The sequence below is a fragment of the Bradyrhizobium sp. S3.2.6 genome (assembly GCF_040546885.1).
Taxonomy (GTDB): domain Bacteria; phylum Pseudomonadota; class Alphaproteobacteria; order Rhizobiales; family Xanthobacteraceae; genus Bradyrhizobium; species Bradyrhizobium cytisi.
Genome location: NZ_JBEPOS010000003.1, coordinates 32,950 through 58,451 on the forward strand (window position 1 = coordinate 32,950; position 25,502 = coordinate 58,451).

Below are 25,502 nucleotides of genomic sequence, written 5' to 3' on the forward strand. Positions count from 1 at the left end.
CCGGCTCGTTAAGCGAGCGAGCCGCTTCGGCACCAGTGTGGTCCGACTGAATCGTGACGGACGGTCGATTCAATCACGAGGACGGCAAGCGAGCTTATCGATGGTCAGCCGTTCATAGCGAACTGGTGCCAAGCGTGTATCGACCAAAAAGAGAGTGCTTGTGACGGTGCCGGCGTTTCCCTGGGTTTGCAAGATCGCCCGAGAGCTGCCTGTAGGGATCTCGCCACCGGCTTCTCCGGCCCTCGACGCTCTTACGAGCTCATCCCTTTTACTTCGCTCCAGCATCCGATTCCGCGCCGAATGCATAGTCGCCTTTCCGCTCAAGGGGCGCCCGAGCATGATGCTCGAGATGACTGCCGATGTGAATCGAAAATTGCCCTTGCAGACAAATCCAGACGAGGCGATCTTACGCCTCGCGCGCGTACTTGCCCGCCTGGCCGCGAGGGAAGATCATGAAAGAGAACTCGCCAATCGAAACGAAGGGGAAAAGGGCAACGATTTATGCTCGGTTTTCGACGGATCTTCAGAACGAGCGTTCGATTGAAGATCAGCTTTCACTTTGTCGAACCTACGCTGAGCGCGAGGGCTTAACTGTTATCCGCACCTACGAAGATCGTGCACGTTCGGGCGGGTCGATCATGGGACGCGAAGGCCTTCTGCGGATGTTGGATCACGCGCGAGAGGAATCCTTTGACGTAGTGGTCGTCGAGGCGCTCGATCGCCTTTCTCGCGACATGGAAGACCTCGCCGGTATCCATAAACGGCTCTCTTTTCTCGGAATCGAGATCCGAGCGGTACACGAAGGCGTCGTTAACACCGTACTGGTTGGCCTTCGCGGTCTGGTCGGGCAACTCTATCGTGAGGACAACGCGCACAAAGTGCGTCGCGGTCTAGCGGGACGGGTCAAGCAAGGTTTGGCCGGCGGCGGCCTCACGTACGGATACGCCGCAGTCGCGGGAAGAAGCGGTGAACGTGTGATCCTCGAGGCCGAAGCACAAGTCATCCGACGCATCTTCCAGGAATACGTGAGTGGGCGAACGCCTCGCGAAATTGCCCACGATTTGAATAAGGAAAGGGTTTCTGCTCCGCGAGGAGGCGCATGGAATGCATCAACCATCAACGGCAATCGTGAGAGAGCTGCCGGAATTTTGCAGAACGAGCTCTATGTCGGCCGTCTCGTCTGGAACAAAGTTAGGATGGTGAAAGACCCTGACACGGGAAAGCGACTGTCGCGACCAAATGCAAGGAGTGATTGGCAGGTAGCCGAAGTGCCCCATCTTGCAATTATCGATTCAGAATTGTTCAGGGCTGCTCAGCAGCGCAAACAGGAGCGCAGTTGCACGCATCCGAGTCATCAACGTCGTCCCCGTCGAATGCTGTCTGGCTTGCTCCGCTGCGGTTCATGCGGCTCGGGCATGGCAACGAATGGGCGGGACAAATCGGGGCGTGTTCGCATTCGCTGCTCGGCTGCGACGGAGAGCGGCATGTGTCCTGATGCCAAGACTTTCTATTTGGACACCGTCGAAAGTGCGGTTCTCAGCGGACTGAAGGCCGAATTGCGCGCGCCGAAGGTTATTGCGGAGTACGTAAGGACATATCTCGAGGAGCGGAAGCGCCTCACGGCAACATCAAATGCAAAACGGCAACGCCTTGAGCAGCAGCTTGGTCAAATCAACAGAGAAATCGAACGACTGGTAGATGCGATCGCAAAAGGGCACGGCGATCCCTCTGTTCTCGGACCACGGTCGACTGCTTTGGATGCCGAACGAAAGCGGATAATCCAAGCGCTGCAGAACGAACCAACTATCCCAAAAGAAGTCGCGCTGCATCCGGCTGTCCTGAACCGGTATGAGGAACAGCTCAATCGGCTGGAAGACGCATTGGGGAAAAGTGTCGCAACCGGCGACGCGGAGGCCGCAGAAGCCATTCGAGACCTTGTCGATACCGTCACGGTGTTTCGGGATCCAGCCAGATCAGGCGGAGTAGCGGTCGAGATAGCCGGGCGCCTAAATGCCCTGCTCGGAGAAGCCGCCTACCCCAACCGAGTAACGGGAGTGTGGGGAAAGGTGGTAGCGGGAGAGGGACTCGAACCCCCGACCCCAGGATTATGATTCCCGTGCTCTAACCAGCTGAGCTACCCCGCCACAGGGGTCGCGAGGGCCTGATAAGGCCGAACTCGCGAACGCGCGGCATATAATGAAGGGGGCGGCGGGAAGTCAATCCGCCTTCGCTTCCGCTTTCGCGAAAGCTTCGGCGGGACAGGTCCGCGTGGGGACAGATCAGCCTGTTTTGGGCCGAACTCTCCGCCGAATCCGTCATGGCCGGGCTTGTCCCGGCCATCCACGCCTTAATCTGCGGTCCCAAGAACGTGGATGCCCGGGACAAGCCCGGGCATGATGACAGCTGGGTAGGAGCTACGCCCTACTTCGGCTTGACCGTGGGGTCGCCGCCGGGGCTGCCGGGGGGCGGGATGACGGGCATTTTGCCATCCGTACTCGGCGCGGGGGCGTGCATTTCGGGATCGACGCCAGCGGGCGGGCAGAGCACGCCGTCGGATTTTGCCAGCTTGTCGCCGAGTGGTTCCCGGGCCTGGCCGGTGGTGGTGCCGTCGGGCGTGGTGGCGCGGTTCGGGCGGTCCTGCGGCGTGCAGTCGGCCGCGCGTTGCGGGGATGGCGGCGCGGTCTGTTGCGGCGGCGTCGCCGGGGCGGGCGGCGCCTGCGCGATCGCGGCGCCGGAGGCTGCGATCACAAGGCTAGCCAGGATGATGTTTGATGTCGTGCGCATGGACAGGAAACGCGCGAAGCGCGCGCTCTGTTCCAGCCTCTGAACATTACGATTTGTGGTAGCGGATCAGCGAAAAATGGCCCATCGGCGGCATGGGACGGCGCTCGGCGAGCGTGATGCCGCCGTGCTTTGCAGCCCAGTCGACCAGGCGCTGCCACGGAAATTCCGGACGCCAGCCGAGGCGGCGGGCGAACGGCGCAAACGCGAGCTCGGAGAGCTTGCGAAACCCCTTTTCGGCGCCGATGTGGTTAACCAGGATCAGCTCGCCGCCGGGCTTGAGCACGCGCACGAACTCGTCGAGCGTGCCTTCGGGATCGGGCACGGCGGTGATGACATATTGCGCGACCACCGCGTCGAAGTAGCCATCGTGGAAGGCGAGGTTCTTCGCGTCCATCACCGAGAGCACTTCGACATTGCTCAAGCGAAGCGCGCGCACGCGCGCCTGCGCCTTGCGCAGCATCGGCTCGGAAATGTCGACGCCGCAGATCTTTGTGGTGCGCGAATAATCGGACAGCGAGAGACCGGTGCCGACGCCGACGTCGAGGATGCGGCCGCCGATGCGGTCGGCCTCGGCGATGGTCGACTGCCGGCCGGCGTCGAACACCTTGCCGAACACGAGATCATAGACCGGCGCCCAGCGGCCATAGGCCTTCTCGACCCCGGCCCGCGAGATGTCTGCTGCCATGCCCCTGCCCCGGATATCTTTTAGCCGCGCACCGCTTCCACGAGCGGCCGCGCCGTGTTGCTCGCGACCTTCGCGGCAGCGCTCTGGATGAAGCCGCCGCCGAGCACGCGGGCCTGGCCACTGGGCGCGTCGTAGAACACGCAGGCCTGGCCGGGCGAAACACCCTCTTCGCCGGCGACGAGCTCGACCTCGTAATGGCCATCAGCGCCGCGCAGCCACGCCGGCTGGGGGCTGCGGGTCGAGCGGACGCGGACGAACAGCTCGAGGCCAGAACCGATCGCGCGGTCGATGTCGCCGCCGCCGATCCAGTTGACGTCGCGCAAGGCGATGCGGTGCATCCTCAGCGCATCGCGCGGGCCGACCACGACGCGGCGGTTGGCCGCCTCCAGCCGCACCACGAACAGCGGCGCGGCGGCGGCGATGCCGAGGCCGCGGCGCTGGCCGATGGTGAAATTGGCGATGCCGTGATGCCGGCCGAGCACGCGGCCGTCGAGATCGACGATGTCGCCGGGGTCCATCGCGTTCGGACGCAGGCGGGTGATGATGTCGGTGTAGCGGCCGGTCGGCACGAAGCAGATGTCCTGGCTGTCGTGCTTGTCAGCGACGGAGAGACCGAAGCGGCGCGCAAGCTCGCGCGTCTCGGGCTTGGTCATGTCGCCGAGCGGGAAGCGCAGGAAGTCGAGCTGCTCCTGCGTGGTCGCGAACAGGAAATAGCTCTGGTCGCGATCGCCGTCGGCGGCGCACACCAGCGCGCGCGACCCGTCGTCGCGGCGGCGCGAGGCGACGTAATGGCCGGTGGCGAGCGCCTGCGCGCCCAGCTCGCGCGCGGTCTTCAGCAGGTCGCGAAACTTGACCGAGCGGTTGCACTCGATGCACGGCACCGGCGTCTCGCCAAGCGCATAAGAGTCGGCGAAATTGTCGATGACGGACTCGCGGAAGCGGTCCTCGTAGTCGAGCACGTAATGGGGAATGCCGAGCTTGGCGGCGACATCGCGGGCGTCATGAATGTCCTGGCCGGCGCAGCAGGCGCCCTTGCGGTGGGTCGCCGCGCCATGGTCGTAGAGCTGCAGCGTGATGCCGACGACGTCATAGCCTTCCGCCTTCAACAGCGCAGCCGTCGTCGAGGAATCGACGCCGCCCGACATGGCAACGACGACCCTGGTGTCCTCAGGACGGCCTTCGAGATCCAGACTGTTGAGCATGGGCCTAGCAGTTGTGACGGCGGCGTTCGGCGATCCGCGATTTCTGTGCCTTTGGCCGGGACACCGGCGGTCCCCGGGAACCAAGAGTTCCCGAAGGGCACGGCCTGCCCGGTCGAAAGCGGCTGAGAGCACCCTTTAATATAGGCCGCATTCCGGTGAAGCAATCGCGCCGCCCCAAGCTTACGGCAATTCTTGCCGGGGCGGCAGAAATGACGGGGTTTTCGCGCAGCTGGCGGGGGTACTGCCGATTCACCAAGATATTGATCTCGCTACATAAAATGACAATTTGGAGAATTGGCCCGCTCCTTGCTGACCTTCTAGCCCGAAGATGTTTTCGAGGGGTCGCCTGTGGTCGGTGTCACGTCAGACGTAGCGGCAAACGCGCAGGTTTCCAGCGCGCAGCAGAAGCCTGCCCGGTCGCAGAGCACCAAGGACTCGACGCCGAGTGACTCCTTCGGCGCGCTGGTCGACAGCAACACCCAGGCCATCAGCAACAGCGCCTCGTCCGCGAGCCAGGACAGCACACCGAGACGGACCGATTCGTCGTCCTCGTCGTCGTCGTCCTCCTCGTCCGACCGGAGCACGCGCGACTCTTCCTCGACTGATCAGTCCTCGCAGAGCGCCGCGAGCGACAGCACGGATTCCTCGACGCAAACCGCGAGCGATACGCCGGCCGATCCGACCAAGGCGACGGCCAAGATCAAGGACAAGAGCGATGCGTCCAAGTCGGGCGACAAGTCGCAGGAGACCAAGGACGCCAAGGACGACAAGACCGACGGCACCACCGACGGCCTCGCCGCCGCGGTCGACGCCTCTGCCGCAGCACAGGCCGCCGCGACGCCGGCGGCGACGCCCGATCCGGCCACTATCCCCGTCGCGGCGCCCGTGGTTCCGGTCGATCCGAATGCGACAGCCGGCCAGGCCGCCAACACCGCCTCCTCGCCGCTGACGATCGCAGCCGCCGGCATCGCCGCCAGCGCCTCGACCGCGGCGCAGATCGCCGGCGCCAAGACCGATGCGACCGGCAAGACGGCCAAGACCGACGGCAAGACCGACGGCAAGACCGCCGATGCGAAGGCCGCGCTCGCCGATGCGGCTGCTACAACGACCGACGGCACCGCGACGGATGCGACGGCGAACGCCGCGCAGCTCACCGCGGTCGACCAGGGCACGCCCAAAACGTCGTTCAAGGCTGCAGCGACCGCGCAAGGACAGACCGACGTCTCCAATATCGGCCAGGATACCGGCAAGACCGCGCAGGCCGCGACCGCTGCGCAAAATGCCGCGACGGCGACGGCGACCAACGCCGCCGCGCATCCCGAAGCCGCCAAGCCGCAGGCCGACAGCGCCGCGACCGACGCCAAGGCCGATGCTGCCAATCGCACGGCCGATGCGACGCCGGCCGCGCCGACCACGCACGCACATGCCGGTACGCAAGCCGTTGCTGCTGCGACGACCGACGCCAGCGCGCAAGCCGCCTCCGCCGTGCAGGCGCCGCTGACCAATACGACATCGACGGCCACCGCCTCCACCGCGACGCTGACAGCGACCGCGGCGACATCGAACGCCGTGCCGATCAGCGGCATCCCGGTCGAGATCGCGGCCGCCGCGCGCTCCGGCAAGACGCGCTTCGACATCAGCCTCGATCCGATCGATCTCGGCCGCATCGACGTCCGCATCAATGTCGACCGCAACGGCCAGGTCACCTCGCATCTCACCGTCGAGAAGCCGGAGACACTGCAGATGCTGCGGCAGGACGCGCCACAATTGCAGCGCGCGCTCGACGATGCCGGCCTCAAGACCGGCAGCAACGGGCTCTCCTTCAGCCTGCGCGACCAGAATTCGTCGGGACAGAACTCCGGCCAGAACAACGACAATTCCGGAAATTCCCGCCGGCTGATCATCAGTGAAGACGATTCTGCCGCGGCCGCACCCGTGAGCCGCAGCTATGGCCGCATGCTCGGATCGAGCAGCGGCGTCGACATCAGAGTGTGAGGAGTATTCGCAAATGACCACCACGAATTCCGCCACCGCACCTGCCGTCGTCTCCGGCACGACGCAAACGTCGTCGTCCTCCTCGTCGAGCTCGAGCCTGGGCTCGTCCACGGGCGCGACGCTCGCCGGCAACTTCCAGACCTTCTTGACGCTGCTGACGACGCAGCTGCAGAACCAGAACCCGCTCGATCCGCTCGACACCAACCAGTTCACCCAGCAGCTGGTGCAGTTCGCCGGCGTCGAGCAGCAGCTCAAGACCAACGACTCGCTGTCGCAGCTCGTCACCTTGCAGCAGACCACGCAGGCGACCCAGGCGCTGGATTTCGTCGGCAAGACCGCGGTGGTCGACGGCACCACCGCGACCATGAAGAGCTCGTCGGCGACCTGGCATCTCAACGTGCCCTCCAGCGCCACGGTCAACATCTCCATCGCCAACTCCAGCGGCCAGACCGTGTTCACCGGCCAATATTCCGCGGGTGCCGGCAGCGACATTCCCTTCACCTGGAACGGCCAGGGCAATGACGGCACGCAATGGCCCGACGGCAAGTACACGATCTCGGCGACCGGCAAGGACGCCTCGAACAACAATGTCGGCATTTCGGCGCAGGTGCAGGGCACGGTGTCGTCAGTCGACCTGACCCAGTCGCCGCCGCTGCTCACCATCGACGGCCAGAGCTACACGCTGAACCAGGTGAAGAGCGTCGTCGCCACCAGCAGCAGCTCCGGCAGCTAGACCTCGCGCTTTGGGCTGATACGCGCGGTTTGCGCGCCCTGTTCTTAGTAAAGTATTTACGAAGACCCCGCTCGGCCGGCTGAAATTGCGTTTTCTGCCCGCCGGGCCGGTCGTGTTCCCGCAAGTTTCAACGAGAATTGTATTGAAGCCTTAGGCTTAGCGGATTTTTAAGCCCGCATGCGTACGGTTGCGAAGTGAGTTCAGTGGTTGAGAGTTTGTGAGTACGCCATGACAGAACCCCATCGCCCGAGGGTAAAATACGTCATCGGGCCGGACGGCAGTCCGCTGACGATTGCAGATCTGCCCGCCCCCGGCACCAAACGCTGGGTCATCCGCCGCAAGGCTGAAGTCGTTGCCGCAGTTCGTGGCGGACTTCTCTCGCTCGAAGAGGCCTGCAGCCGGTACACCCTGACGGTCGACGAATTCCTCTCCTGGCAGTTTTCCATCGACCAGCACGGTCTGGCGGGCCTTCGCACCACCCGCATCCAGCAATATCGCCAGTAAGCAACCCGGAAATCTGCTGCTTTTGACGAAAATCGGCCCCGCTGTGCGAGGCCGATTTTTTTCATGTTTCGTTTTGGCGCTACTTTTGTCCGAGCTCTTAACCTTCGTTAACCATATCGAAACCATCACCTAGGCAATAATTGCCCACTCGGCCGCTCAGTTGCGGGTCGAAGCTTCGGGGCGGTTGCTTGCAAGGTCTTGCGGACTTTTTAAAAGGTATCGGCGCCGCCCGCTTTGGGGCGATGATCGCGGTCACCGCCGCGCTCATCGGCTTCTTTGCCTTCGTCATCATGCGCGTCACCACGCCGCAGATGACGACGCTGTTCACCGACCTCAGCGTCGAGGATTCCTCCGGCATTATCAAGGACCTGGAGCGCCAGGGCATCCAGTTCGAGCTGCGCAATGAAGGCAGCGTCATCATGGTGCCGAAGGACAAGGTGACGCGGCTGCGGATGAAGCTCGCCGAGGGCGGCCTGCCCAAGGGCGGCGGGGTCGGCTACGAAGTGTTCGACAAGTCCGACGCGCTCGGCACCACCTCGTTCGTCCAGAACATCAATCATTTGCGCGCGCTGGAGGGCGAGCTCGCCCGCACCATCCGCGCCATCGACCGGATCCAGGCCGCCCGCGTCCACCTCGTGCTGCCCGAACGTCCGCTGTTCTCGCGCGAGGCGCCGGAGCCGTCGGCCTCGATCGTGGTCCGGGTCCGTGGCTCGCTCGAAGCACAGCAGATCCGCGCCATCCGCCACCTCGTCGCCTCCGCCGTCAACGGCTTGAAGCCGCAGCGGGTCTCGATCGTGGACGAAGCCGGCTCGTTGCTTGCCGATGGTGCCCAGACCGATCCGGAGCAGGCGGTCGGCGACGAGCGCCGCACCGCCTACGAGAAGCGGATGCGCAAGCAGGTCGAGGATATCGTCTCCTCCGTGGTCGGTTCGGGGCGCGCCCGCGTCCAGCTCTCCGCCGATTTCGACTTCAACAAGGTCACCCAGACCTCGGACAAGTTCGATCCCGAAGGCCGCGTGCTGCGCTCGAGCCAGACCCGCGAAGAGCAGAGCATGACCGCCGACAATAACGGCCAGGTCACGGTCAACAACGAGCTCCCCGGCCAGCAGCAGAACAGCGGCCCGGCGGCGAAGGACCAGAGCAAGAAGACCGAAGAGACCAACAATTACGAGATCTCCCGCACCACCAAGACCGAAGTGACCGAGGCCGGCCGGGTCAACCGCATCTCGGTCGCGGTGCTGGTCGACGGCATCTACACCAAGAACGACAAGGGCGAGCTCGCCTACACCGACCGCACCAAGGAGCAGCTCGACCGCATCGCCACCCTGGTGCGCTCGGCGATCGGCTTCGACCAGAAGCGCGGCGACCAGGTCGAGGTCGTCAATCTGCGCTTTGCCGATGCCCCCTCCACCGCCCCGATCGCCGAGCCAAGCGGCTTCCTCGGCATGCTGCAGTTCACCAAGGACGACGTCATGTACTTCGTCGAGCTCGGCGTGATGATGCTGCTCGGCCTGATCGTGATGTTCATGGTGATCCGCCCGCTGGTGAAGCGCATCCTCGCCTCCGAGGAGGTTGCCGCCGCCATCTCCGGTGCCCTCACCGGCCCCGCCGCCCTGGACGAGGCCGCACCGGCCGGCGGCCAGGCGCTGCTGCCGAGCGGCGCCGCGAGCGCGATCGACGTCGCCACCGTCCAAGGCCAAGTCCACGCCCAGTCCGTTCATCGCGTCGGCGAGCTCGCCGAGCGCAACCCTAACGAAACCGTCGCCATCATCCGTCAATGGCTGACCGAACCCGCGAAATGATTCGAGAAGTGAACTGACATGGCCGGCAACCGGCAAAACGCCAACTCGAACGACATCACCAGCGTGATCTCCACGCTCGGTCAGCGTGCCGGCAGCCGCGCGGGCGCCAAGACCGAAGCGGTGGCGGGGCCGAAACGCGCGGCGATCCTGATGCTGGCGCTCGGCGAGCAATATGGCGGCAAGATCTGGGGTCTGCTCGACGATGACGAGGTGCGCCAGCTCTCGCTGGAAATGTCGACTCTCGGCACCGTCGAGGTCGATACGGTCGAGGACATGCTGCTCGAATTCGTCTCACGCATGTCGGCGTCCGGCGCGCTGATGGGCAATTTCGACGCCACCGAGCGGCTGCTCCAGCAATATCTGGCGCCCGAGCGCGTCAACGGCATCATGGACGAGATCCGCGGCCCCGCGGGGCGCAACATGTGGGAGAAGCTTTCCAACGTGCAGGAAGAGGTTCTCGCCAACTATCTCAAGAACGAATATCCGCAGACCATCGCGGTGGTGCTGTCGAAGCTGAAGCCGGAGCATGCCGCGCGCGTGCTCGGCATCTTCCCCGAGGACCTCGCCCTCGACGTCGTCAACCGCATGCTGAAGATGGAGGCGGTGCAGAAGGAGGTAATCGAGAGCGTGGAGAAGACGCTGCGTACCGAATTCATGTCCAACCTCTCGCAGACCCGTCGCCGCGACGCCCACGAGGTGATGGCGGAGATCTTCAACAATTTCGACCGCCAGACCGAAACCCGCTTCATCACCTCGCTGGAAGAGGACAACCGGGAATCGGCCGAGCGCATCAAGGCGCTGATGTTCACCTTCGACGACCTCGTGAAGCTCGATTCCGGCTCGGCCCAGACGCTGATGCGCAACGTCGACAAGGACAAGCTCGGCGTGGCGCTGAAGAGCGCCAACGAGGACGTCCGCAGCTTCTTCTTCGGCAACATGTCCTCGCGCGCGGCCAAGATGCTCCAGGACGACATGGCGGCGATGGGCCCGGTTCGCCTGCGCGACGTCGACGAGGCCCAGGCACTGCTGGTCAACCTCGCCAAGGACCTCGCTGCCAAGGGCGAGATCATGCTGACCAAGAACCGCGCCGACGACGAGCTGGTGTATTGATGGGCGCTCCGGCCAAATTCCTGTTCGACACCGACTTCGCCGCACCCGACCGGACGCGCGAGAAGGCCGCGACCGCGGCCGAGATCGCGCAGAAGCTCGCGGAAGCCGAAGCGCGCGCCTATCAGGACGGCTTTGACGCAGGCCAGCGCGAGGCCAAGGCCGAGAGCGACCGCCGCGTCGCGCTCGCCATGGAAGAGATCAACATCGGCATCCGGGGCATCGCGTCGGGCATCGGCAATATCGAGAGCAAGATGGAGACCGAGGCGGTTGACGTCGCGGTCGCCGTGGCCCGCAAGCTGTGCGCCGACCTGGTCGCCGCCGAGCCGCTCGGCGAGATCATGGCGCTGGTCAAGGACTGCTTCTCGCATCTGGTCGCCACCCCGCATCTCGTGGTCCGCATCAACGACGCGCTCTACGACAGCGCGCGCGAGAAGATCGAGCGGCTCGCCAAGCAGAGCGGATTCGAAGGACGGCTGGTGATCCTGGCCGAGCCCGACATTGCCACCGGCGACTGCCGGATCGAATGGGCCGATGGCGGCGTCGTGCTGGAGCGCAGCGCCATCGCGGCCAAGATCGACGACATGGTCGGACGCTATATCGCGTCCCGCAGGGGGAATTAAGCCATGAGCGACAACGACGGACAGGTCCCGCTGCCCGACCTCAACGGCCCATTGCCGCCGACCGGCACCGATGTGAGCTACAGCGAGGACGAATATGCCTCGCGCGTCGCCGCCGACCTCGAGGCCGTCTTCGACGTGCCGGTGCAGGTCTCGGCGGTGCTCGGCCGCTCCAAGATGGATGTCGGCGAGCTGTTGAAGCTCGGGCCCGGCACCGTGCTGGAGCTCGACCGCCGCGTCGGCGAGGCCATCGACATCTACGTCAACAACAAGCTCGTCGCCCGCGGCGAGGTGGTGCTGGTCGAGGACAAGCTCGGCGTCACCATGACTGAAATCATCAGGACCGAACGCAGCTAGCGCTTGCAAAGGAATGACGCGCGATAGCGCGAACAGACGGACAGGAGACTGACATGCGGCTTCTCATCGTTGGCACATTGAAGGGCCAGCTCACCACCGCCACCAAGATCGCGATGGAGAACGGCGCCACCGTGACCCACGCCGAGGATCACGAGCAGGCGATGCGCGTGCTGCGCGGCGGTAAGGGCGCCGACCTGCTGCTGGTCGACGTCGCCCTCGACATCCGCGACCTCGTGATGCGGCTCGAGGCCGAGCACATCCACGCCCCGATCGTCGCCTGCGGCATCACCAACGACGCCCGCGCCGCGGTCGCCGCGATCCACGCCGGCGCCAAGGAATACATCCCGCTGCCGCCGGATCCGGAGCTGATCGCGGCGGTGCTGGCCGCTGTGGCCAATGATTCCCGCGAGCTGATCTATCGCGACGAAGCCATGGCGCGCGTCGTCAAGCTTGCCCAGCAGATCGCGGGCTCCGACGCCTCGGTGATGATCACCGGCGAATCCGGCACCGGCAAGGAAGTGCTGGCCCGCTACGTCCATACCCGCTCGGCCCGCGCCAAGCGGCCCTTCATCTCGATCAACTGCGCCGCGATCCCCGAGCATCTCCTGGAGTCCGAGCTGTTCGGCCACGAGAAGGGTGCCTTCACCGGCGCGATCGCCCGCCGAATCGGCAAATTCGAGGAAGCCACCGGCGGCACGCTGCTGCTCGACGAAATCTCCGAGATGGACGTTCGCCTGCAATCAAAACTGCTCCGCGCCATCCAGGAGCGCGTGATCGACCGCGTCGGCGGCACCAAGCCTGTTGCGGTCGACATCCGCATCATCGCGACCTCGAACCGCAATCTGGTGGAAGCCGTGCGCGAAGGCACGTTCCGCGAGGACCTTCTGTTCCGCCTCAACGTCGTGAACCTGAAGATCCCGCCGCTGCGCGAGCGTCCCGCCGACATTCTCGAGCTCGCCCAGCATTTCGTGAAGAAATATGCCGAAGCCAACGGCGTGCCGGTGCGGCCGATCTCGGCGGAAGCGCGCCGCGTGCTCTCCACCAACCGCTGGCAGGGCAACGTCCGCGAGCTCGAGAACACCATGCACCGCTCGGTGCTGATGGCGCAGGGCGACGAGATCGGACCCGATGCGATCCTCACCCCGGACGGCGATCGCCTCGATCTCGCCAAGACAGTGCCGGCGGTGGCGCACGCGACCATGGCCGCCGAGCAGGTGACGCGGGCGCTGGTGGGGCGCACCGTCGCCGACGTCGAACGCGATCTGATCCTGGAGACGCTGAAACACTGCCTCGGCAACCGGACCCATGCCGCGAACATCCTGGGCATCTCGATCCGCACGCTGCGCAACAAGCTCAATGAATATTCCGACGGCGGCATCCCGATCACCCCGGCGGGCACGCCAGGTGAGTATCCGCGGATGCCGATGGTGGGAGCGTAGGGCTCCAGTCGATAGCGAGAGAATGCAAATGCCCGGGCTGGTCCCGGGCGTCTTTGCTTCTAGGGCAGGCTGCCAACCTCAACAGCATCCTTCGCATGACCGGGCCGCGCCACGCGACTAGGCCATGACGACGCGAGGCCCTATAACCCCGCACGTGACCCACGCGAGGAACCAGATGTCTGAAGCTCAAATCACGGATTGGTTGGCGTCGCAGCGGCAGGCGATGATCGATCTGCTGCGCGATGTCGTGAACATCGATTCCGGATCCTATGACAAGGAAGGCGTCGATGCGGTCGGTGCGCGGTTCGAGCGACATTTTGCCGAGCACGGCATTCCCTCGCGCAGGGAGAGCCACGGCACGTTTGGCGATGCGATCCATGCCGAGGTGGCAAAGCCCGGCAGCAACGAGAAGCCGGTGCTGTTGATGGGGCATCGCGACACCGTGTTCGGCAAGGGCGAGGCCGGACGTCGTCCGTTCACCATCAAGGACAAGCGCGCTTATGGACCCGGCGTCGCCGACATGAAGGCCGGCGTCGTGATGAACATCTTCGTCGCCACCGCCTTCCACAAATTCGGCGGCAACCCGCATCCGATCAAGCTGCTGATCACCTCGGACGAGGAGATCGGCTCGCCCTCGTCGCGGCCGGTGATCGAACGCGAGGGGCGCTCTGCGCGCGCCGTTTTCAATTCCGAGCCGGGCCGGCCAACAGGCAATATCGTCACCAGCCGTAAGGGCGGCATCTTCATGCATATGGCCGTCACCGGCAAGGCAGCGCATTCCGGCGCCAATTTCGCTGCGGGTATCAGTGCGGTCGGCGAGCTCGCGCACAAGATCATCCAGATCCATGCGTTGACCGACCTCACCAAGGGCATCACGCTCAATGTCGGGCTGGTCGCGGGCGGCCAGTCGGTCAACACCACGGCGCCTTACGCCGAGGGCCAGATCGACATGCGTTACGTCGATCCGAAGGACCGCGCCACTGTCATGGCCGAGATCGAACGAATCGTCGCGACGCCTTACGTGCCCGGCACGAGTGCCGTGCTGACGATCAAGGGCGAGTTCGTGCCGGTGGTGCAGAGCGAGAGCTCGAAGGCGCTGTTCGAAAACTATCAGGCCGCCGCAAAGCAGGCCGGCCTCACCACGCTGCAAGGCGAGTTCTCCGGCGGCTGCGCCGATTCCGGCTTCACCGCCGCGGTGGGGACGCCGACCATTTGCGGCGTCGGGCCAGTGGGCGGGCTCGCCCATTCGCCGGAGGAATATCTCGAGCTCGACAGCATCGTGCCGCGCGCTCAGGCGCTGGCGCTGGCGATTTTGCGGGGGTGAATGTTGGTGCGGTAGGTGGGTTAGACAAATCCGTCACGAATAACTCGGCGCGTCGGGCTTGCGAAAAATGTGGATGGGATCGCCCGGCACGAACGACTGACCGCGGAACATCGCATAGGCGTAAAGCGCGAGATAGACGATCGCCAGCGCGCCGACGGCGTAGAAGGCCCAGGTCCCGACGCGCTTCATCGTTCCGCTCCATCGCCGTCCCGGATAGGAGGCTCAAGGCGCTTCTAGAGCGATGAGGGAGAAAAGGCCAGCCTGCGCAGCCTAATGCCTGCGGCGATCAAACGCCGCGGCGGCCGCGCGCGGGAACGCTGACGTCGGCGAGCCTTGCGGCATCCTCGTCCTGATCCACCGCCACATACTGGCCGTGCCAATAGGCGAGCGCCGCGGTCCGGGCCGAATTCTTGATGTCCCTGACGCGGCCAATGACGATGCCGTGCGAATGGCGCTCGACGATCTCCTCGACCTCGCAATCGACGGCGGACAAGGCACCGACCAGCAGCGGAACGCCGGAGACAGCCGTGACCCACTGGGCGCCGGCGAAACGGTCGGCACCCTTCAGGCTACCCTTGCCGGCAAAGCGTTCCGCGACGTGGAGCTGATCGGCCGCGAGGATGTTCACGCCGAAGGCACCGTAGCGACGGATCAGCGGAAAAGACGAGGCATCGCGGTTGATGCTGACCAGCAGCGTCGGCGGATCGACCGACAGCGAGGTTACGGACGTGACCGTCATGCCGGTGATGTCCTTGCCCCGTCCGGCGGTGATGACGCTGACGCCGCCGGTGAGATGGCGCATGGCGCCGCGGAAATCGGCGGACGAGACGGGAATTTCGGTCATGAGCTCGCGGGGGACTACATTCATGGCATGCTCCCCGAAGCGGGGTCCTCTCTATTTAGGTACGATCGTCCGCCGACAAAAGGTGGCTCAGGATCGAGCCCTCGAGGCTCGCCAGTTCGGCGGATCCGCGCTCGCGGGGACGAGCGACGTTAACCATGACATCATGGGCAATGCGGCCCTCGTCGATCACCAGCACCCGGTCGGCCAGCGCGACCGCTTCGGCGACATCGTGGGTCACCAGGATCGCGGTAAAGCCCTGGTCGCGCCAGACACGCTCTAGCAGCCGCTGCATCGAGATCCGGGTCAGTGCATCGAGCGCGCCGAGCGGCTCGTCGAAGGCCAGCACGCGCGGGCGCGAGACCAGCGCGCGGGCGAGCGCGACGCGCTGCTTCTGGCCGCCTGACAGCACCGACGGCCACTGGTCGCGCTTGTCGACGAGCCCGACCTCGGTGAGCGCCTTCTCGGCACGCGCGTGCACATCGCCGGATGAACGATCGCGGCCGAGGCCGACCTCGACATTGGAGAGCACTCGCGCCCAGGGCAGCAAGCGCGGCTCCTGGAACATCACGCGGATATCCTCGGGCTGGATCGCCGCATCGCCGAAGCTGATGCTGCCGGCGTCGATCTTTTCCAGGCCCGCGATGAGACGCAACAGCGTGCTCTTGCCGCAGCCGCTCTTTCCGACGATGGCAACGAACTGGCCTGCGGGGATGTGCAAATCGATCCCGCGCAGCACCTCATTGTCACCGAAGGACTTGCGCAAGCCGCGGATGCTGAGCGGCAGGCCGCTGGTATGCACTTGGCGTTCTTGGCGGTCCTCGCGCGCCACACGGGCCGCCGGCGCGAAATTGGCGCGGCTGGCGAGCTCGGTTTCCGGAAGGGAGGTCCGAAGGGCTGTCTGCATGTCACTCTCAGCGTTTCTGGAAAGCGGGGTGCCAGGAGAGCGTCAGGCGCTCCAGCACGCGGGAGGCACTGTCGGCGAGCTTGCCGAGCAGGGCGTAGATCAGGATCGAGAGCACGACGACGTCGATCAGCATGAACTCGCGCGCCTGCATCGCCATGTAGCCGAGGCCCGAGGACGCCGCGATGGTCTCGGCGACGATCAACGTCAGCCACATGATGCCCAACGCGAAGCGGATGCCGACGAAGATCGACGGCAGCGCGCCGGGGAAGATGACGCGGCGGAACAGCTCGCCGTCGCTCATGCCGTAGATGCGGCCCATCTCGATCAGCTGCGGATCGACGGTGCGGATGCCGTGCAGCGTGTTGAGGTAGATCGGGAAGAACACGCCGAGCGCGACGAGAAACAGCTTGGCGCTCTCGTCGATCCCGAACCAGAGGATAACCAGCGGGATCAGCGCCAGATGCGGCACGTTGCGCACCATCTGGAGCGTGGTGTCGGTGAGCTTGGCGGAGAGCTGCGACAGGCCGTTCGCTAGCCCGAAGGCAAAACCGATGCTGCCGCCGATCAGGAAGCCGATCGAGGCACGCCAGAACGAGACCCAGATGTTGCGGATCAGCTCGCCGGACAGCAGCAGCTTCCAGCCGGCGAGCGCGACATCGCTCGGCGCCGGCAGCACGCGCACTGGCACGAAGCCGGTAACGCTCGCCACTTGCCAGATCGCGATAATGGCGAGCGGCACGATCCATTGGACCAGTCCGTCGACACGCGGCAGGCGAAAATTGCGCGGGAGAGAGACGCTGTCGATGAGACTCATGATTGCGACACCCGATGCTGCGGACGATAATCGCTGCCGACCGTCTCGCCAAAGGGACCGCCATTGAAGTGCAGCTTGGTCACGTTGCCCGGCTGCTCCAGCGAAAGCAGCGGGAAGACCAGCTCGGCGAAGCGATAGGCTTCTTCCAGATGCGGGTAGCCCGACATGATGAAGGTATCGATGCCGATATCCTGATACTCCCTGATGCGCGCGGCGACGGTCTGGGCGTCGCCGACCAGCGCCGTGCCGGCGCCGCCGCGCACCAGGCCGACGCCGGCCCAGAGATTTGGCGCGATCTCGAGCTTGTCGCGCTTGCCGCCATGGAGCTGCGCCATGCGCTGCTGGCCGACCGAGTCCATCCGCGCAAAGTTTTTCTGCGCGGTCGCGATGGTGTCGTCGCTGACATGCTTGATCAGCTCGTCGGCGGCGCTCCAGGCTTCCTCGTTGGTCTCGCGGACGATCACGTGAAGGCGGATGCCGAAGGACAGCTTGCGACCACGCGCGGCGGCGATGTCCCTTACTTTCGCGACCTTCTCGGCGACCAGCGCCGGCGGTTCGCCCCAGGTGAGATACTTGTCGACGGCGTCGACCGCGACGTCGATGCCGGCATCCGACGAGCCGCCGAAATAGAGCGGCGGCCGCGGAGACTGCACCGGATGGAACAGCAGCTTGCCGTCCTCGATCTGGATGTGCTTGCCCTCGACATTGACGGTCTTGCCGGCGAGCAGGTCGCTATAGACGTTGAGGAACTCGCGCGTGACCTCGTAGCGCTCGTCATGGCCGAGGAAAATGCCGTCGCCCTTGTTCTCGACGGGATCGCCGCCGGTGACGACGTTGACGAGCAGCCGGCCATTGGTGATGCGGTCGAGCGTCGCGGTCATCCGCGCCGCCACGGTCGGCGATTGCAGGCCGGGACGGACAGCGACGAGATAACGCAGCCGCTCCGTGAATGGCGCGACCGAGGACGCGACCACCCAGGAATCCTCGCACGACCTGCCCGTCGGCAACAGCACGCCGAAATAGCCGAGCTGGTCGGCGGCCTGTGCGACCTGGCGCAGATAGTTGAAGTTGACCTCGCGGCCGCCGATGCCGGTGCCGAGATAGCGGCCGTCACCGTGGGTCGGCAGGAACCAGAGGATGTTGGCGTTACTTTGTTTGCTCATGACCTTGCTCATGTTCCTGGTCTCCGCGCCACGTCGGAAATCTTGATGGATTTGGGAATCAGGTTGAGCGCGAAGAACGCGTCGGCAACCTGCTGCTGATCGGCGATGACGGCATCGGTGAGCGGCTTGATGCCATAGGACTGCCGCCTCAACGCGACCTCGACCACCGGGACGGACAGGCCGATCGCCGGCGCCAGCTGTTCGGCCACCGCGTGGATGTCGCCCTTGGCCCAATCGTCGACCGAGCTCAGCTCGGCGAGCACGGCATCGACGATCTTCGGGTTGGCGTCGAGGAATTTCTTCGAGGAGAAATAGAACTGGTAGTTGGCGACGATGTCGGTGCCGTCAGCCAGCGTGCGTGCACCGGTCGCCGCTTCGGCTGCGGCCTGGAACGGATCCCAGATCACCCAGGCATCGACCGCGCCGCGCTCGAAGGCGGCGCGCGCATCGGCAGGTGCCAGGAACACGGGCTCAACTTCCGAATATTTGACGCCCGCCTTCTCCAGCGCCTTGAGCAGGAGATAGTGCACGTTGGAGCCCTTGTTGAGCGCGACCTTCTTGCCCTTGAGATCGGCGACCGATCTCAGCGGGCTGTCCTTCGGCACCAGGATCGCCTCGCCCTTCGGCGCCGGCGGCTCATAGGCGACATACTGGATCGGCGCGCCGGCGGCCTGCGCGAAGATCGGCGGGGCTTCGCCGGTGTTGCCGAAATCGATCGCGCCGACATTGAGCGCTTCGAGCAGCGGCGGGCCGGACGGGAACTCGGTCCACACCACCTTGTAGCCGTCAGCCGCGAGCTTCGGCTCCAGCGTGCCCTTGCTCTTGAGCAGCACCAGCTTGCCGTATTTCTGGTAGCCGATGCGAACCACCTTGTCCTGACCATAGGACGTGCCGACGGCAGCCGCGACGATGCCGACCGAGAGCAGGATGGCCGCGATCAGACGCTGAATGATACGCCTCATGTTCAACCCTTTTGAAATGGGGAGATTGGTTGGCACGATCAGGTCGCCGTGCTGCGCCAGACGATGTCGCGGATGACGATCGGCCTCGGGATCAGGCCGAGCTTGTAGAAGCGGTCGGCGACGCCCTGCTGGGTCGCGACGATGTCATCGGTAACGGGGCCGATCACGAAATTGGCGCGATCGGCCGCGACGGCCTGGATATCCAGCGGGACGCCGGTGATCGCGGCCAGTGACTTGGCAACCTCGTCCCGGTGCTGTTCGGCCCATTGACCGGTCGCGGTGGTGACGTCGACGATCTGTTGCAGGATCGCGCCGTGGTTCTTCGCGAACTCGCGGTTGGCGATGTAGAAGGAGTTGGTCTTGGTGACCTCGCGCGCATTGATCAGGATGCGGCCGTTCTGCCTGGTCTCGCCGATCGCGAAATAAGGATCCCAGATTGCCCAGGCCTCGATGCTGCCATTGGCAAAGGCGGGACCGGCATCCGGCGGCGTCAGATAGACCGGGGTGATGTCCGCGTAGGTCAGGCCCGCCTTCTCCAGCGTCTGCACCACGACATTGTGCGCGCTCGAGCCCTTGGTGAAGCCGACGCGCTTGCCCTTCAAGTCGGCAATGGAGCGGATCGGCGAGTCCTTGGGCACCAGAATGCCCTGGCCGTTGGTGATCGGCTGGCCGGCGGCATAGACGATCGCCGCGCCCGCGGCCTGCGCGAACACCGGCGGGGAATCGCCGACCGCACCGTAATCGACGCTGCCGACATTCATCGCCTCCATCATCGGCGGGCCGGAGGAGAATTCGATCCATTTCACGTCGATGCCCTGCGGCGCGAAATGTTTTTCTAGAGTAGCCCGCTGGCGCGTGATGACCAGCACGCCGGTCTTCTGGTAGCCGATACGAATTTCCTTCACAGCGCCTTGCGCATTCGCACGCTGCGCGAACGCTGCCGCGGCCGCCGTTCCAACGGACAGTTTCAGAAAGTCACGACGCTGCATTCCAGGCTCCCGGCCGCGTACGGCCGCCATCATTCATGTCGGGGGATGATGGTGCGGGGCGGGAAAGGTGTCGAGACGTGCGGGAAAATAGCGATGCATGCACTGCCCCTGGGGCAGAGCGCATGATTAATCTTTCAAACGGCGGAGCGAAGGAAGATGGAATTTTTCTGCACGCGGACGTGAAGGCCGCGCATGGTCGACCTCGGACGCGCAGCCGGAACAAAAAAGCGAAAACAACCCCATGCACAGTAGCCGAGGCGCGCGAAAACAATCAATTGCGCTTTATCCGAAATAAAATTTGACACGTCGGGCAAAACAGGTGCAAGATGACATCATGGGCGCTCGTGATGGACAGACCCTTGCCGGGCTATTACAGCCATCTCACCGGCAAATTCTGCAAGCCCCGGAACGCCCAGCCGCCGATCCGCACCGGCTCGTCATCTGCGATCTCGATGCGTTTGGCACGCGCGAACAATGTCGGCAGCGCGACGTCGGCGATCATGGCGCGCGAGGCCCAGGCGCCGGCGCAGAAATGCGGACCGGCACCGAAGGCGACGCTCTTGGACGTATCACGCCGCACGTCGAACTGGTCGGCGCGCTCAAAATGCTTCTCGTCGCGGTTGGCCGAGCCGAACATCAGGAACACGCGCTCATCAAGCTCGAAGGCGACGTCGCGGATCGACCACGGCTTGGCGATGCGCCGCGGCGACATGCCGATCGGCGAGATCCAGCGCGCGTATTCCTCGAAGGCCTCGAGCCAGGTCACCTCGCCCTTGCGCACGAGATCGAGCTGATCGGGATGCGTCAGCAGCGCCCACACCGTGCCGGCGATCGCCTTGCGCGGCTCGTTCTGGCCGCCTGAGATCGCAAGCTTGACGTTTGCGCGCACGCTCTCCATCGGCATGCCGGATGCGAGCAGCACACCGAGAATGCTCTGATCGGGATTCTTCGTCATGAGCGGCAGGATGTCGTCGATCGCGGCATCGATGCCCGACGTCGCCGCGTGACAGCGCGCCTCGATCGCAGGATCGCCGCCGTAATTGGCGATGCCCTCGATCATGCCTTGCGACCAGGCGTCCATGTCGGCGAAGCCGATATTGGTGAGGCCGGTGATCGACTTCAGGCACTCGCCGGAGAACGGCAGCGCGAAGTCGCGCATGAAATCGATCCGGCCGCCGGGCGCGATGGCCTCGATGATGCGATCGGCATGGGCCTGGAACAGCGCGGTCCAGTGCGCCTTCACCGTCCTCGGCGAGATCGTCGGAAACATCGCGCGCCGCTCGACCTGATGCGCCTCGCCGTCCTTGCGCATCATGTTGTGGCCCATCAGCCGGTTCATCAGGCCCGCGGGCTGGTGCGAGGAGAACACGTCAATCTGCTTCTCCGAGATCGAGATGTCGTCGCGGCAGGTCAGCAGCGTCGAGCCGAGCTGCGGCACGAAGGCGATCGGCGCCTCCTTGCGCATGCTTGCGAGCGTCGGATAAGGGTCGGCCCAGAACGCGGGGAGATCGATGTCGATGCGCGGCGCGGTGCTCAAGGCGGTCTTCCCTGGATGCTCGTGTGATCCGGGCCAGACTAGCGAACTCAGGCGCCGACGTCTGTCCCTAGCGATAGGGACAGACAATATCAGGGGTGCCCTTGTAGATCGGGGTGCGCGTGGGCACGATAGGGGCGGGCCATCTGCTTGCGTCTGCAGATTGCTCGTGGACGAAGACAATTGCGCCAAGCCAGTTTCTGCAAAGGGTCAAATCCGAAGAATTCAACCTGAGCAAATCTCGTCCGCCATGCTTCGATGAGCGGAACTTCTGGAGAAGGCCGCCACTTCGCTGATGTGGCACAATCGGAAGTTGCGGCGATAGATTTGCTACATTACCGTTCGCGCTTAGACCTTGAGGCCACGTGCGAGGAGGCGACGGTGGGGCTGGTCATTCTTACAGGGGCGTCGATTGAAGACAGCGTTGAATACGTTTGCGAGCGTCTCGGAATCGGGCGATCTCGCGGATAGTCCGCTCGGGTCAATCGCCTCAGTTTGGTGACCGGTTGTAACTTGCGGTCTGTCCCGACGCCCTCAAGCCGTTTGTTGATCCTTCAAACCTATCTGTGCTAGGCTAGAACATCATGATGATCCGCACATCCGATATCGTCTCGGTCTTCTTCCTCAGCCGCTAACAGCGGCGCCTGCTTCGAGCGGGTGGAAGACAAGAGCGTGCTGGGCAACCGCCTGGCCACCCATCCCACATTCCTGGACCAATGAGCCGCACCCAACGTCGCATCACGCGACGACAGGTGACCGGCCTATGACGATGCGAGGATATTCATGCCTGCTGATGAACATGAGTCGATGCGCGCACTCAGCGATGATCAGGTACAGCAATTCATTCGCGACGGATTCGTCCGCATCGACCGGGCGTTTCCGCGCGAGCTTGCCGACGAGGCCCGCACCATCCTATGGCGCGATACCGGCTGCGATCCCCACAATCAGGCGACCTGGACAAAACCGGTCATCCGGCTTTCCGGCTACAAGGACGCGCCGTTCCTGAAGGCGGAGCGCACGCCGGTGCTGCACGCCGCGTTCGATCAGATCGTCGGCGAGGGCCGCTGGCGCCTGGGCTCGTTGGGCTTCGGGGGCACGTTTGTCATACGCTTCCCCCATCCGGATGAGCCCGGAGACGACGGTTGGCACATCGATACAAGCTTTTCCCTCGATGGCGGCGATCCGAATGAGCGGCGTGCGAATGTGAGGTCGCGCGGCCGCGCCTTGTTGATGCTGTTCCTGTTCTCCGACGTCGGCCCACGCGACGCCCCAACGCGGATAAGGGTGGGATCACACATCGACATGGCACGCTTCCTCGCGCCAGCAGGCGAGACTGGGATGTCACAAACGGAAATGGTGCAGGGTTGGATGGGAGCCGAGCGGCCCGAGGCGCTGGCGACGGGTGAAGCCGGCACTGTCTACCTGTGCCATCCATTCCTCGTGCACGCCGGGCAGCGCCACCAAGGGACGGCGCCGCGGTTCATGGCCCAGCCGCCGCTGCATCCCTCGGAGCCCCTCCGGCTTGAGCGGGTGGACGGCAATTATTCACCAGTTGAGATCGCGATTCGGCAAGCTCTTCAGGGAGGTGGCTTCGCGAAATAACTCCGACCGGCCCCGAGGAATCGGGCCAGCGGCCAAAAACTCCAATAGATCGTCTAAAGGCGATTCGCCACTGGTGCGAACTTCTTGAGGTTCGCACCAGTACGCGAGCAAAGGGTATGGGCCAAGTGCGGACGTAAGCGCTCGTCGTTTTCACTACGCTTGATACCACTCTAATGCGGTGGCCCTATCATGTCGCGCGTGGAATGACGTACAGCAGGGAAGGCAGTATGGTTTCGGGCGAGAAGTAAAACGGTCCTTCGCCGATCCTGATGGCCCCCATCCGACTATAGAATCCTTCCGCCGAGGGTTCGGCCGTGATGATGAGGGCTCCGGCCTTTATCCCTTTTGCGCGAGCTACGGCCGCCCCGAACAGAACTCGACCGATCCCTCGCTTCCAATGTGCTGGATCAACATAAAGGCCGTAAAGCTGCGCAATTCCTTGAAGCGCCGTCGGCGTCACCACAACGACACCGACAACTCCGCTGGTGCGATCTTCTACCACTTGAACCCAATTCGCACTGATCAATGGTACAGTTATCGTAAGCGCGGGCATGGTTCGATCGATGAACGCTTCGTCGTGTCCCGCGTGCATCGTCGCACGCACAGAGGCGCGTTAGCTCGCGTTGCTCCTCGGGCTTGGCCTCTCGAACCGTATAAGCATCCATTGCACAACCTCCCGCTTTTCAACCGCAGTTCTGTTCAGATTTGGCGTTGCTAGCGGAGGTTGGCAACGGGTCAAGAGCGCCGCGCGCACGCGCACTATGGCGGGTCCCCATGGCCCATAACAGGAATACCGACAAACGGATCAGCGACGTTGGTTAGGGGGCGCGGCTTGGTCCATATCAGGACATAGCCCGCACTAGGGCTGCAGTCTTGATGGTCGCGAAGTTCGAGTAGGTGTCGGACACGGCATAAGGCAAAATGATCTGATCATTGTGCCGTATCGCCCCGCAGGTATAAACCACGTTAGGAACGTAGCCTTCGCGTTCCGACGGCTCGGGATGCAGCAGCGGTTCGACCGAACGCGCCAGGACCTTGGATGGATCGTTCTTGTCGAGCAGGGCAGCGCCGATCGAATATTTTCGCACTGGACCGACGCCGTGCGTGAGCAACAGCCAGCCCTCATCGAGTTCGATCGGTGAACCGCAGTTTCCGATCTGCACGAACTCCCAGGGAAATTGCGGCTTCAGGATCGCCTGACCGCCGTCCCATTGATGCAGATCGTCCGAATAGATCAGATAGAGGTTCTCATTGTCCTGACGCGCGATCATGGCGTACTTGCCGTCGATCTTGCGCGGGAACAACGCCATCCCCTTATTGCGTGCGGCGGTCCCGCGCAGCGGCGACATTCGAAATGACAGGAAGTCGCAGGTCTCGATCAGCTCCGATCGAATCGCCTTGCCGCTGTAGGCGGTATAAGTGGCGTAATAGGTCTTGCGGCCGCCATCGTCGAATTCAACGAAGCGGGCGTCTTCGATGCCGTTCGACTGGGACTCCGTAACCGGAAAGATGACGCGCTCACTGAGTTCCTCGTCCGGGTTGAACGTCAGTTCGATGTCGTCGCCATCTGGTTTGGGTATGCGAAGCTTGACCCGAGGGCTGGAAGCAAGGCGGGCTGTTGGATCGACGGTCAGACTGCCATCGGCGGCGATCGTGCCGGCGCGAAAGGTCAGTGACGATATATGGCCTTCACCGACGGCACGGAGGCTGAGAATAAAGCGCAAGCCGCCCCTCGGAGCGTCCGACTGGTCGGGATGCGGCACGATGCTGGGATTGAACAGTGCCGAGGCTTCGAACGAGTATTCGTTCAGAAAATAGGCTCCGATCAATTGGCGCTGGACGCTGGAAAAAGGCCCGTGCGCTGCCAGCGCTTGTTCCATGACGTCGGTACGCGCCTCGAACGTCTCCAGCAGGTTACGATGCCGGCCCTGAAAATTTTCCAGCACATCCGCTAATAGGCTGGCCGCAATCTTCGGGTCAAGCGCAAGAACCCGTTCGACGATGTGGTTGGCGCGGGTCTTATCGGTCGGGTTGAGATCGCGCGGTTCGGTCGCCGGCTTGAACGGGCGTACGATCACGCGCGCGGTGTCGGGACGCAGATAGAGCGCCTGCCGATTCAGGAAAGTGGCGTGCGACAA

Annotated in this window: 25 protein-coding genes, 1 tRNA gene and 1 pseudogene; 12 read left to right on the forward strand and 15 right to left on the reverse strand. The window is 64.0% G+C overall.

All coding sequences use genetic code 11. From position 1 onward, the window contains the following. The first annotated feature begins 337 nt into the window (after window positions 1–337). Complete coding sequence (locus ABID58_RS07900) at window positions 338–544, forward strand: hypothetical protein (protein WP_354032223.1); 207 nt, start codon at window positions 338–340, stop codon at window positions 542–544. After that, a pseudogene (locus tag ABID58_RS07905) lies at window positions 453–1,535 on the forward strand (recombinase family protein); the annotation flags it as partial. The gene ABID58_RS07900 and the pseudogene ABID58_RS07905, both read left to right, overlap by 92 nt. 93 nt (window positions 1,536–1,628) lie before the next feature. Here the strand turns inward: ABID58_RS07905 and ABID58_RS37370 are convergent. From ABID58_RS37370 to mnmA, 5 genes are all read right to left on the reverse strand, one after another. Beyond that, window positions 1,629–1,829, reverse strand: a complete 201-nt coding sequence (locus tag ABID58_RS37370; RefSeq protein ID WP_502916389.1) for a hypothetical protein — start codon at window positions 1,827–1,829, stop codon at window positions 1,629–1,631. Window positions 1,830–2,067: 238 nt separating this feature from the next. Then, window positions 2,068–2,144: transfer RNA gene (locus tag ABID58_RS07910), tRNA-Met, on the reverse strand. 277 nt (window positions 2,145–2,421) lie between these two features. Continuing rightward, window positions 2,422–2,784 (reverse strand): hypothetical protein, encoded by a 363-nt coding sequence (locus ABID58_RS07915; RefSeq protein ID WP_354032224.1) that lies wholly within the window; start codon window positions 2,782–2,784, stop codon window positions 2,422–2,424. Window positions 2,785–2,830: 46 nt separating this feature from the next. Beyond that, window positions 2,831–3,469: a class I SAM-dependent methyltransferase gene (locus ABID58_RS07920; protein ID WP_148755373.1), complete on the reverse strand. Its 639-nt coding sequence runs from the start codon at window positions 3,467–3,469 to the stop codon at window positions 2,831–2,833. 20 nt (window positions 3,470–3,489) lie between these two features. Further along, on the reverse strand, window positions 3,490–4,671 hold the full coding sequence (gene mnmA, locus ABID58_RS07925; RefSeq protein ID WP_354032225.1) for a tRNA 2-thiouridine(34) synthase MnmA: 1,182 nt from the start codon (window positions 4,669–4,671) through the stop codon (window positions 3,490–3,492). Between the two features lie 348 nt (window positions 4,672–5,019). Between mnmA and ABID58_RS07930 the strand changes: the two genes are divergently transcribed. The 9 genes from ABID58_RS07930 (at window position 5,020) to ABID58_RS07970 (ending at window position 14,552) form a co-directional block, all read left to right on the forward strand. Beyond that, window positions 5,020–6,666 (forward strand): flagellar hook-length control protein FliK, encoded by a 1,647-nt coding sequence (locus ABID58_RS07930; RefSeq protein ID WP_354032226.1) that lies wholly within the window; start codon window positions 5,020–5,022, stop codon window positions 6,664–6,666. A gap of 13 nt (window positions 6,667–6,679) precedes the next feature. Further along, window positions 6,680–7,399 (forward strand): flagellar hook assembly protein FlgD, encoded by a 720-nt coding sequence (locus ABID58_RS07935; RefSeq protein ID WP_148755370.1) that lies wholly within the window; start codon window positions 6,680–6,682, stop codon window positions 7,397–7,399. Window positions 7,400–7,627: 228 nt separating this feature from the next. Then, entirely contained in the window at window positions 7,628–7,903 is a 276-nt protein-coding gene (sciP, locus tag ABID58_RS07940; protein ID WP_002714638.1) for a CtrA inhibitor SciP, read from the forward strand. A gap of 188 nt (window positions 7,904–8,091) precedes the next feature. Continuing rightward, window positions 8,092–9,705, forward strand: a complete 1,614-nt coding sequence (fliF, locus tag ABID58_RS07945; RefSeq protein ID WP_148755369.1) for a flagellar basal-body MS-ring/collar protein FliF — start codon at window positions 8,092–8,094, stop codon at window positions 9,703–9,705. Window positions 9,706–9,723: 18 nt separating this feature from the next. Beyond that, a complete protein-coding gene (gene fliG, locus ABID58_RS07950; RefSeq protein ID WP_148755368.1) occupies window positions 9,724–10,815 on the forward strand; it encodes a flagellar motor switch protein FliG in 1,092 nt (363 codons plus the stop codon). Then, a complete protein-coding gene (locus ABID58_RS07955; protein ID WP_354032227.1) occupies window positions 10,815–11,435 on the forward strand; it encodes a FliH/SctL family protein in 621 nt (206 codons plus the stop codon). The genes fliG and ABID58_RS07955 overlap by 1 nt, the downstream gene beginning before the upstream one ends. Before the next feature lie 3 nt (window positions 11,436–11,438). Further along, entirely contained in the window at window positions 11,439–11,789 is a 351-nt protein-coding gene (fliN, locus tag ABID58_RS07960; protein WP_148755366.1) for a flagellar motor switch protein FliN, read from the forward strand. Between the two features lie 53 nt (window positions 11,790–11,842). Beyond that, window positions 11,843–13,228: a sigma-54-dependent transcriptional regulator FlbD gene (flbD, locus tag ABID58_RS07965; RefSeq protein WP_148755365.1), complete on the forward strand. Its 1,386-nt coding sequence runs from the start codon at window positions 11,843–11,845 to the stop codon at window positions 13,226–13,228. 175 nt (window positions 13,229–13,403) lie between these two features. Next, a complete protein-coding gene (locus ABID58_RS07970) occupies window positions 13,404–14,552 on the forward strand; it encodes a M20 family metallopeptidase (protein WP_354032228.1) in 1,149 nt (382 codons plus the stop codon). Between the two features lie 33 nt (window positions 14,553–14,585). Here ABID58_RS07970 and ABID58_RS07975 read toward each other — a convergent pair whose 3' ends face one another. From ABID58_RS07975 to ABID58_RS08010, 8 genes are all read right to left on the reverse strand, one after another. Further along, the gene (locus ABID58_RS07975) at window positions 14,586–14,741 is read right to left on the reverse strand and encodes a hypothetical protein (protein ID WP_354032229.1); all 156 of its coding nucleotides are present in this window, start codon (window positions 14,739–14,741) and stop codon (window positions 14,586–14,588) included. A 97-nt stretch (window positions 14,742–14,838) separates the two neighbouring features. Beyond that, window positions 14,839–15,420: a flavin reductase family protein gene (locus tag ABID58_RS07980; RefSeq protein WP_148755363.1), complete on the reverse strand. Its 582-nt coding sequence runs from the start codon at window positions 15,418–15,420 to the stop codon at window positions 14,839–14,841. Window positions 15,421–15,451: 31 nt separating this feature from the next. Next, window positions 15,452–16,300: an ATP-binding cassette domain-containing protein gene (locus ABID58_RS07985; protein WP_354032230.1), complete on the reverse strand. Its 849-nt coding sequence runs from the start codon at window positions 16,298–16,300 to the stop codon at window positions 15,452–15,454. Window positions 16,301–16,307: 7 nt separating this feature from the next. Further along, on the reverse strand, window positions 16,308–17,114 hold the full coding sequence (gene ssuC / locus ABID58_RS07990; RefSeq protein WP_148755361.1) for an aliphatic sulfonate ABC transporter permease SsuC: 807 nt from the start codon (window positions 17,112–17,114) through the stop codon (window positions 16,308–16,310). After that, window positions 17,111–18,289, reverse strand: a complete 1,179-nt coding sequence (gene ssuD, locus ABID58_RS07995; protein ID WP_354032231.1) for an FMNH2-dependent alkanesulfonate monooxygenase — start codon at window positions 18,287–18,289, stop codon at window positions 17,111–17,113. The genes ssuC and ssuD overlap by 4 nt, the downstream gene beginning before the upstream one ends. Beyond that, the gene (locus ABID58_RS08000; protein ID WP_354032232.1) at window positions 18,286–19,239 is read right to left on the reverse strand and encodes a sulfonate ABC transporter substrate-binding protein; all 954 of its coding nucleotides are present in this window, start codon (window positions 19,237–19,239) and stop codon (window positions 18,286–18,288) included. Before ABID58_RS08000 ends, ssuD begins: the two co-directional genes overlap by 4 nt. Before the next feature lie 38 nt (window positions 19,240–19,277). Then, complete coding sequence (locus ABID58_RS08005) at window positions 19,278–20,228, reverse strand: sulfonate ABC transporter substrate-binding protein (protein WP_354032233.1); 951 nt, start codon at window positions 20,226–20,228, stop codon at window positions 19,278–19,280. 370 nt (window positions 20,229–20,598) lie between these two features. Next, window positions 20,599–21,765, reverse strand: coding sequence for a cytochrome P450 (locus ABID58_RS08010; RefSeq protein ID WP_354032234.1), 1,167 nt, complete (start codon window positions 21,763–21,765; stop codon window positions 20,599–20,601). Window positions 21,766–22,545: 780 nt separating this feature from the next. On the opposite strand from ABID58_RS08010, the gene ABID58_RS08015 reads away from it, so the two are divergent. Beyond that, window positions 22,546–23,364, forward strand: a complete 819-nt coding sequence (locus ABID58_RS08015; RefSeq protein ID WP_354032235.1) for a phytanoyl-CoA dioxygenase family protein — start codon at window positions 22,546–22,548, stop codon at window positions 23,362–23,364. 187 nt (window positions 23,365–23,551) lie between these two features. Here the strand turns inward: ABID58_RS08015 and ABID58_RS08020 are convergent, their stop codons facing one another. Then, entirely contained in the window at window positions 23,552–23,890 is a 339-nt protein-coding gene (locus ABID58_RS08020) for a GNAT family N-acetyltransferase (protein ID WP_354032236.1), read from the reverse strand. Between the two features lie 316 nt (window positions 23,891–24,206). Continuing rightward, window positions 24,207–25,502 (reverse strand): glycoside hydrolase family 130 protein, encoded by a 1,296-nt coding sequence (locus tag ABID58_RS08025; RefSeq protein ID WP_354032237.1) that lies wholly within the window; start codon window positions 25,500–25,502, stop codon window positions 24,207–24,209.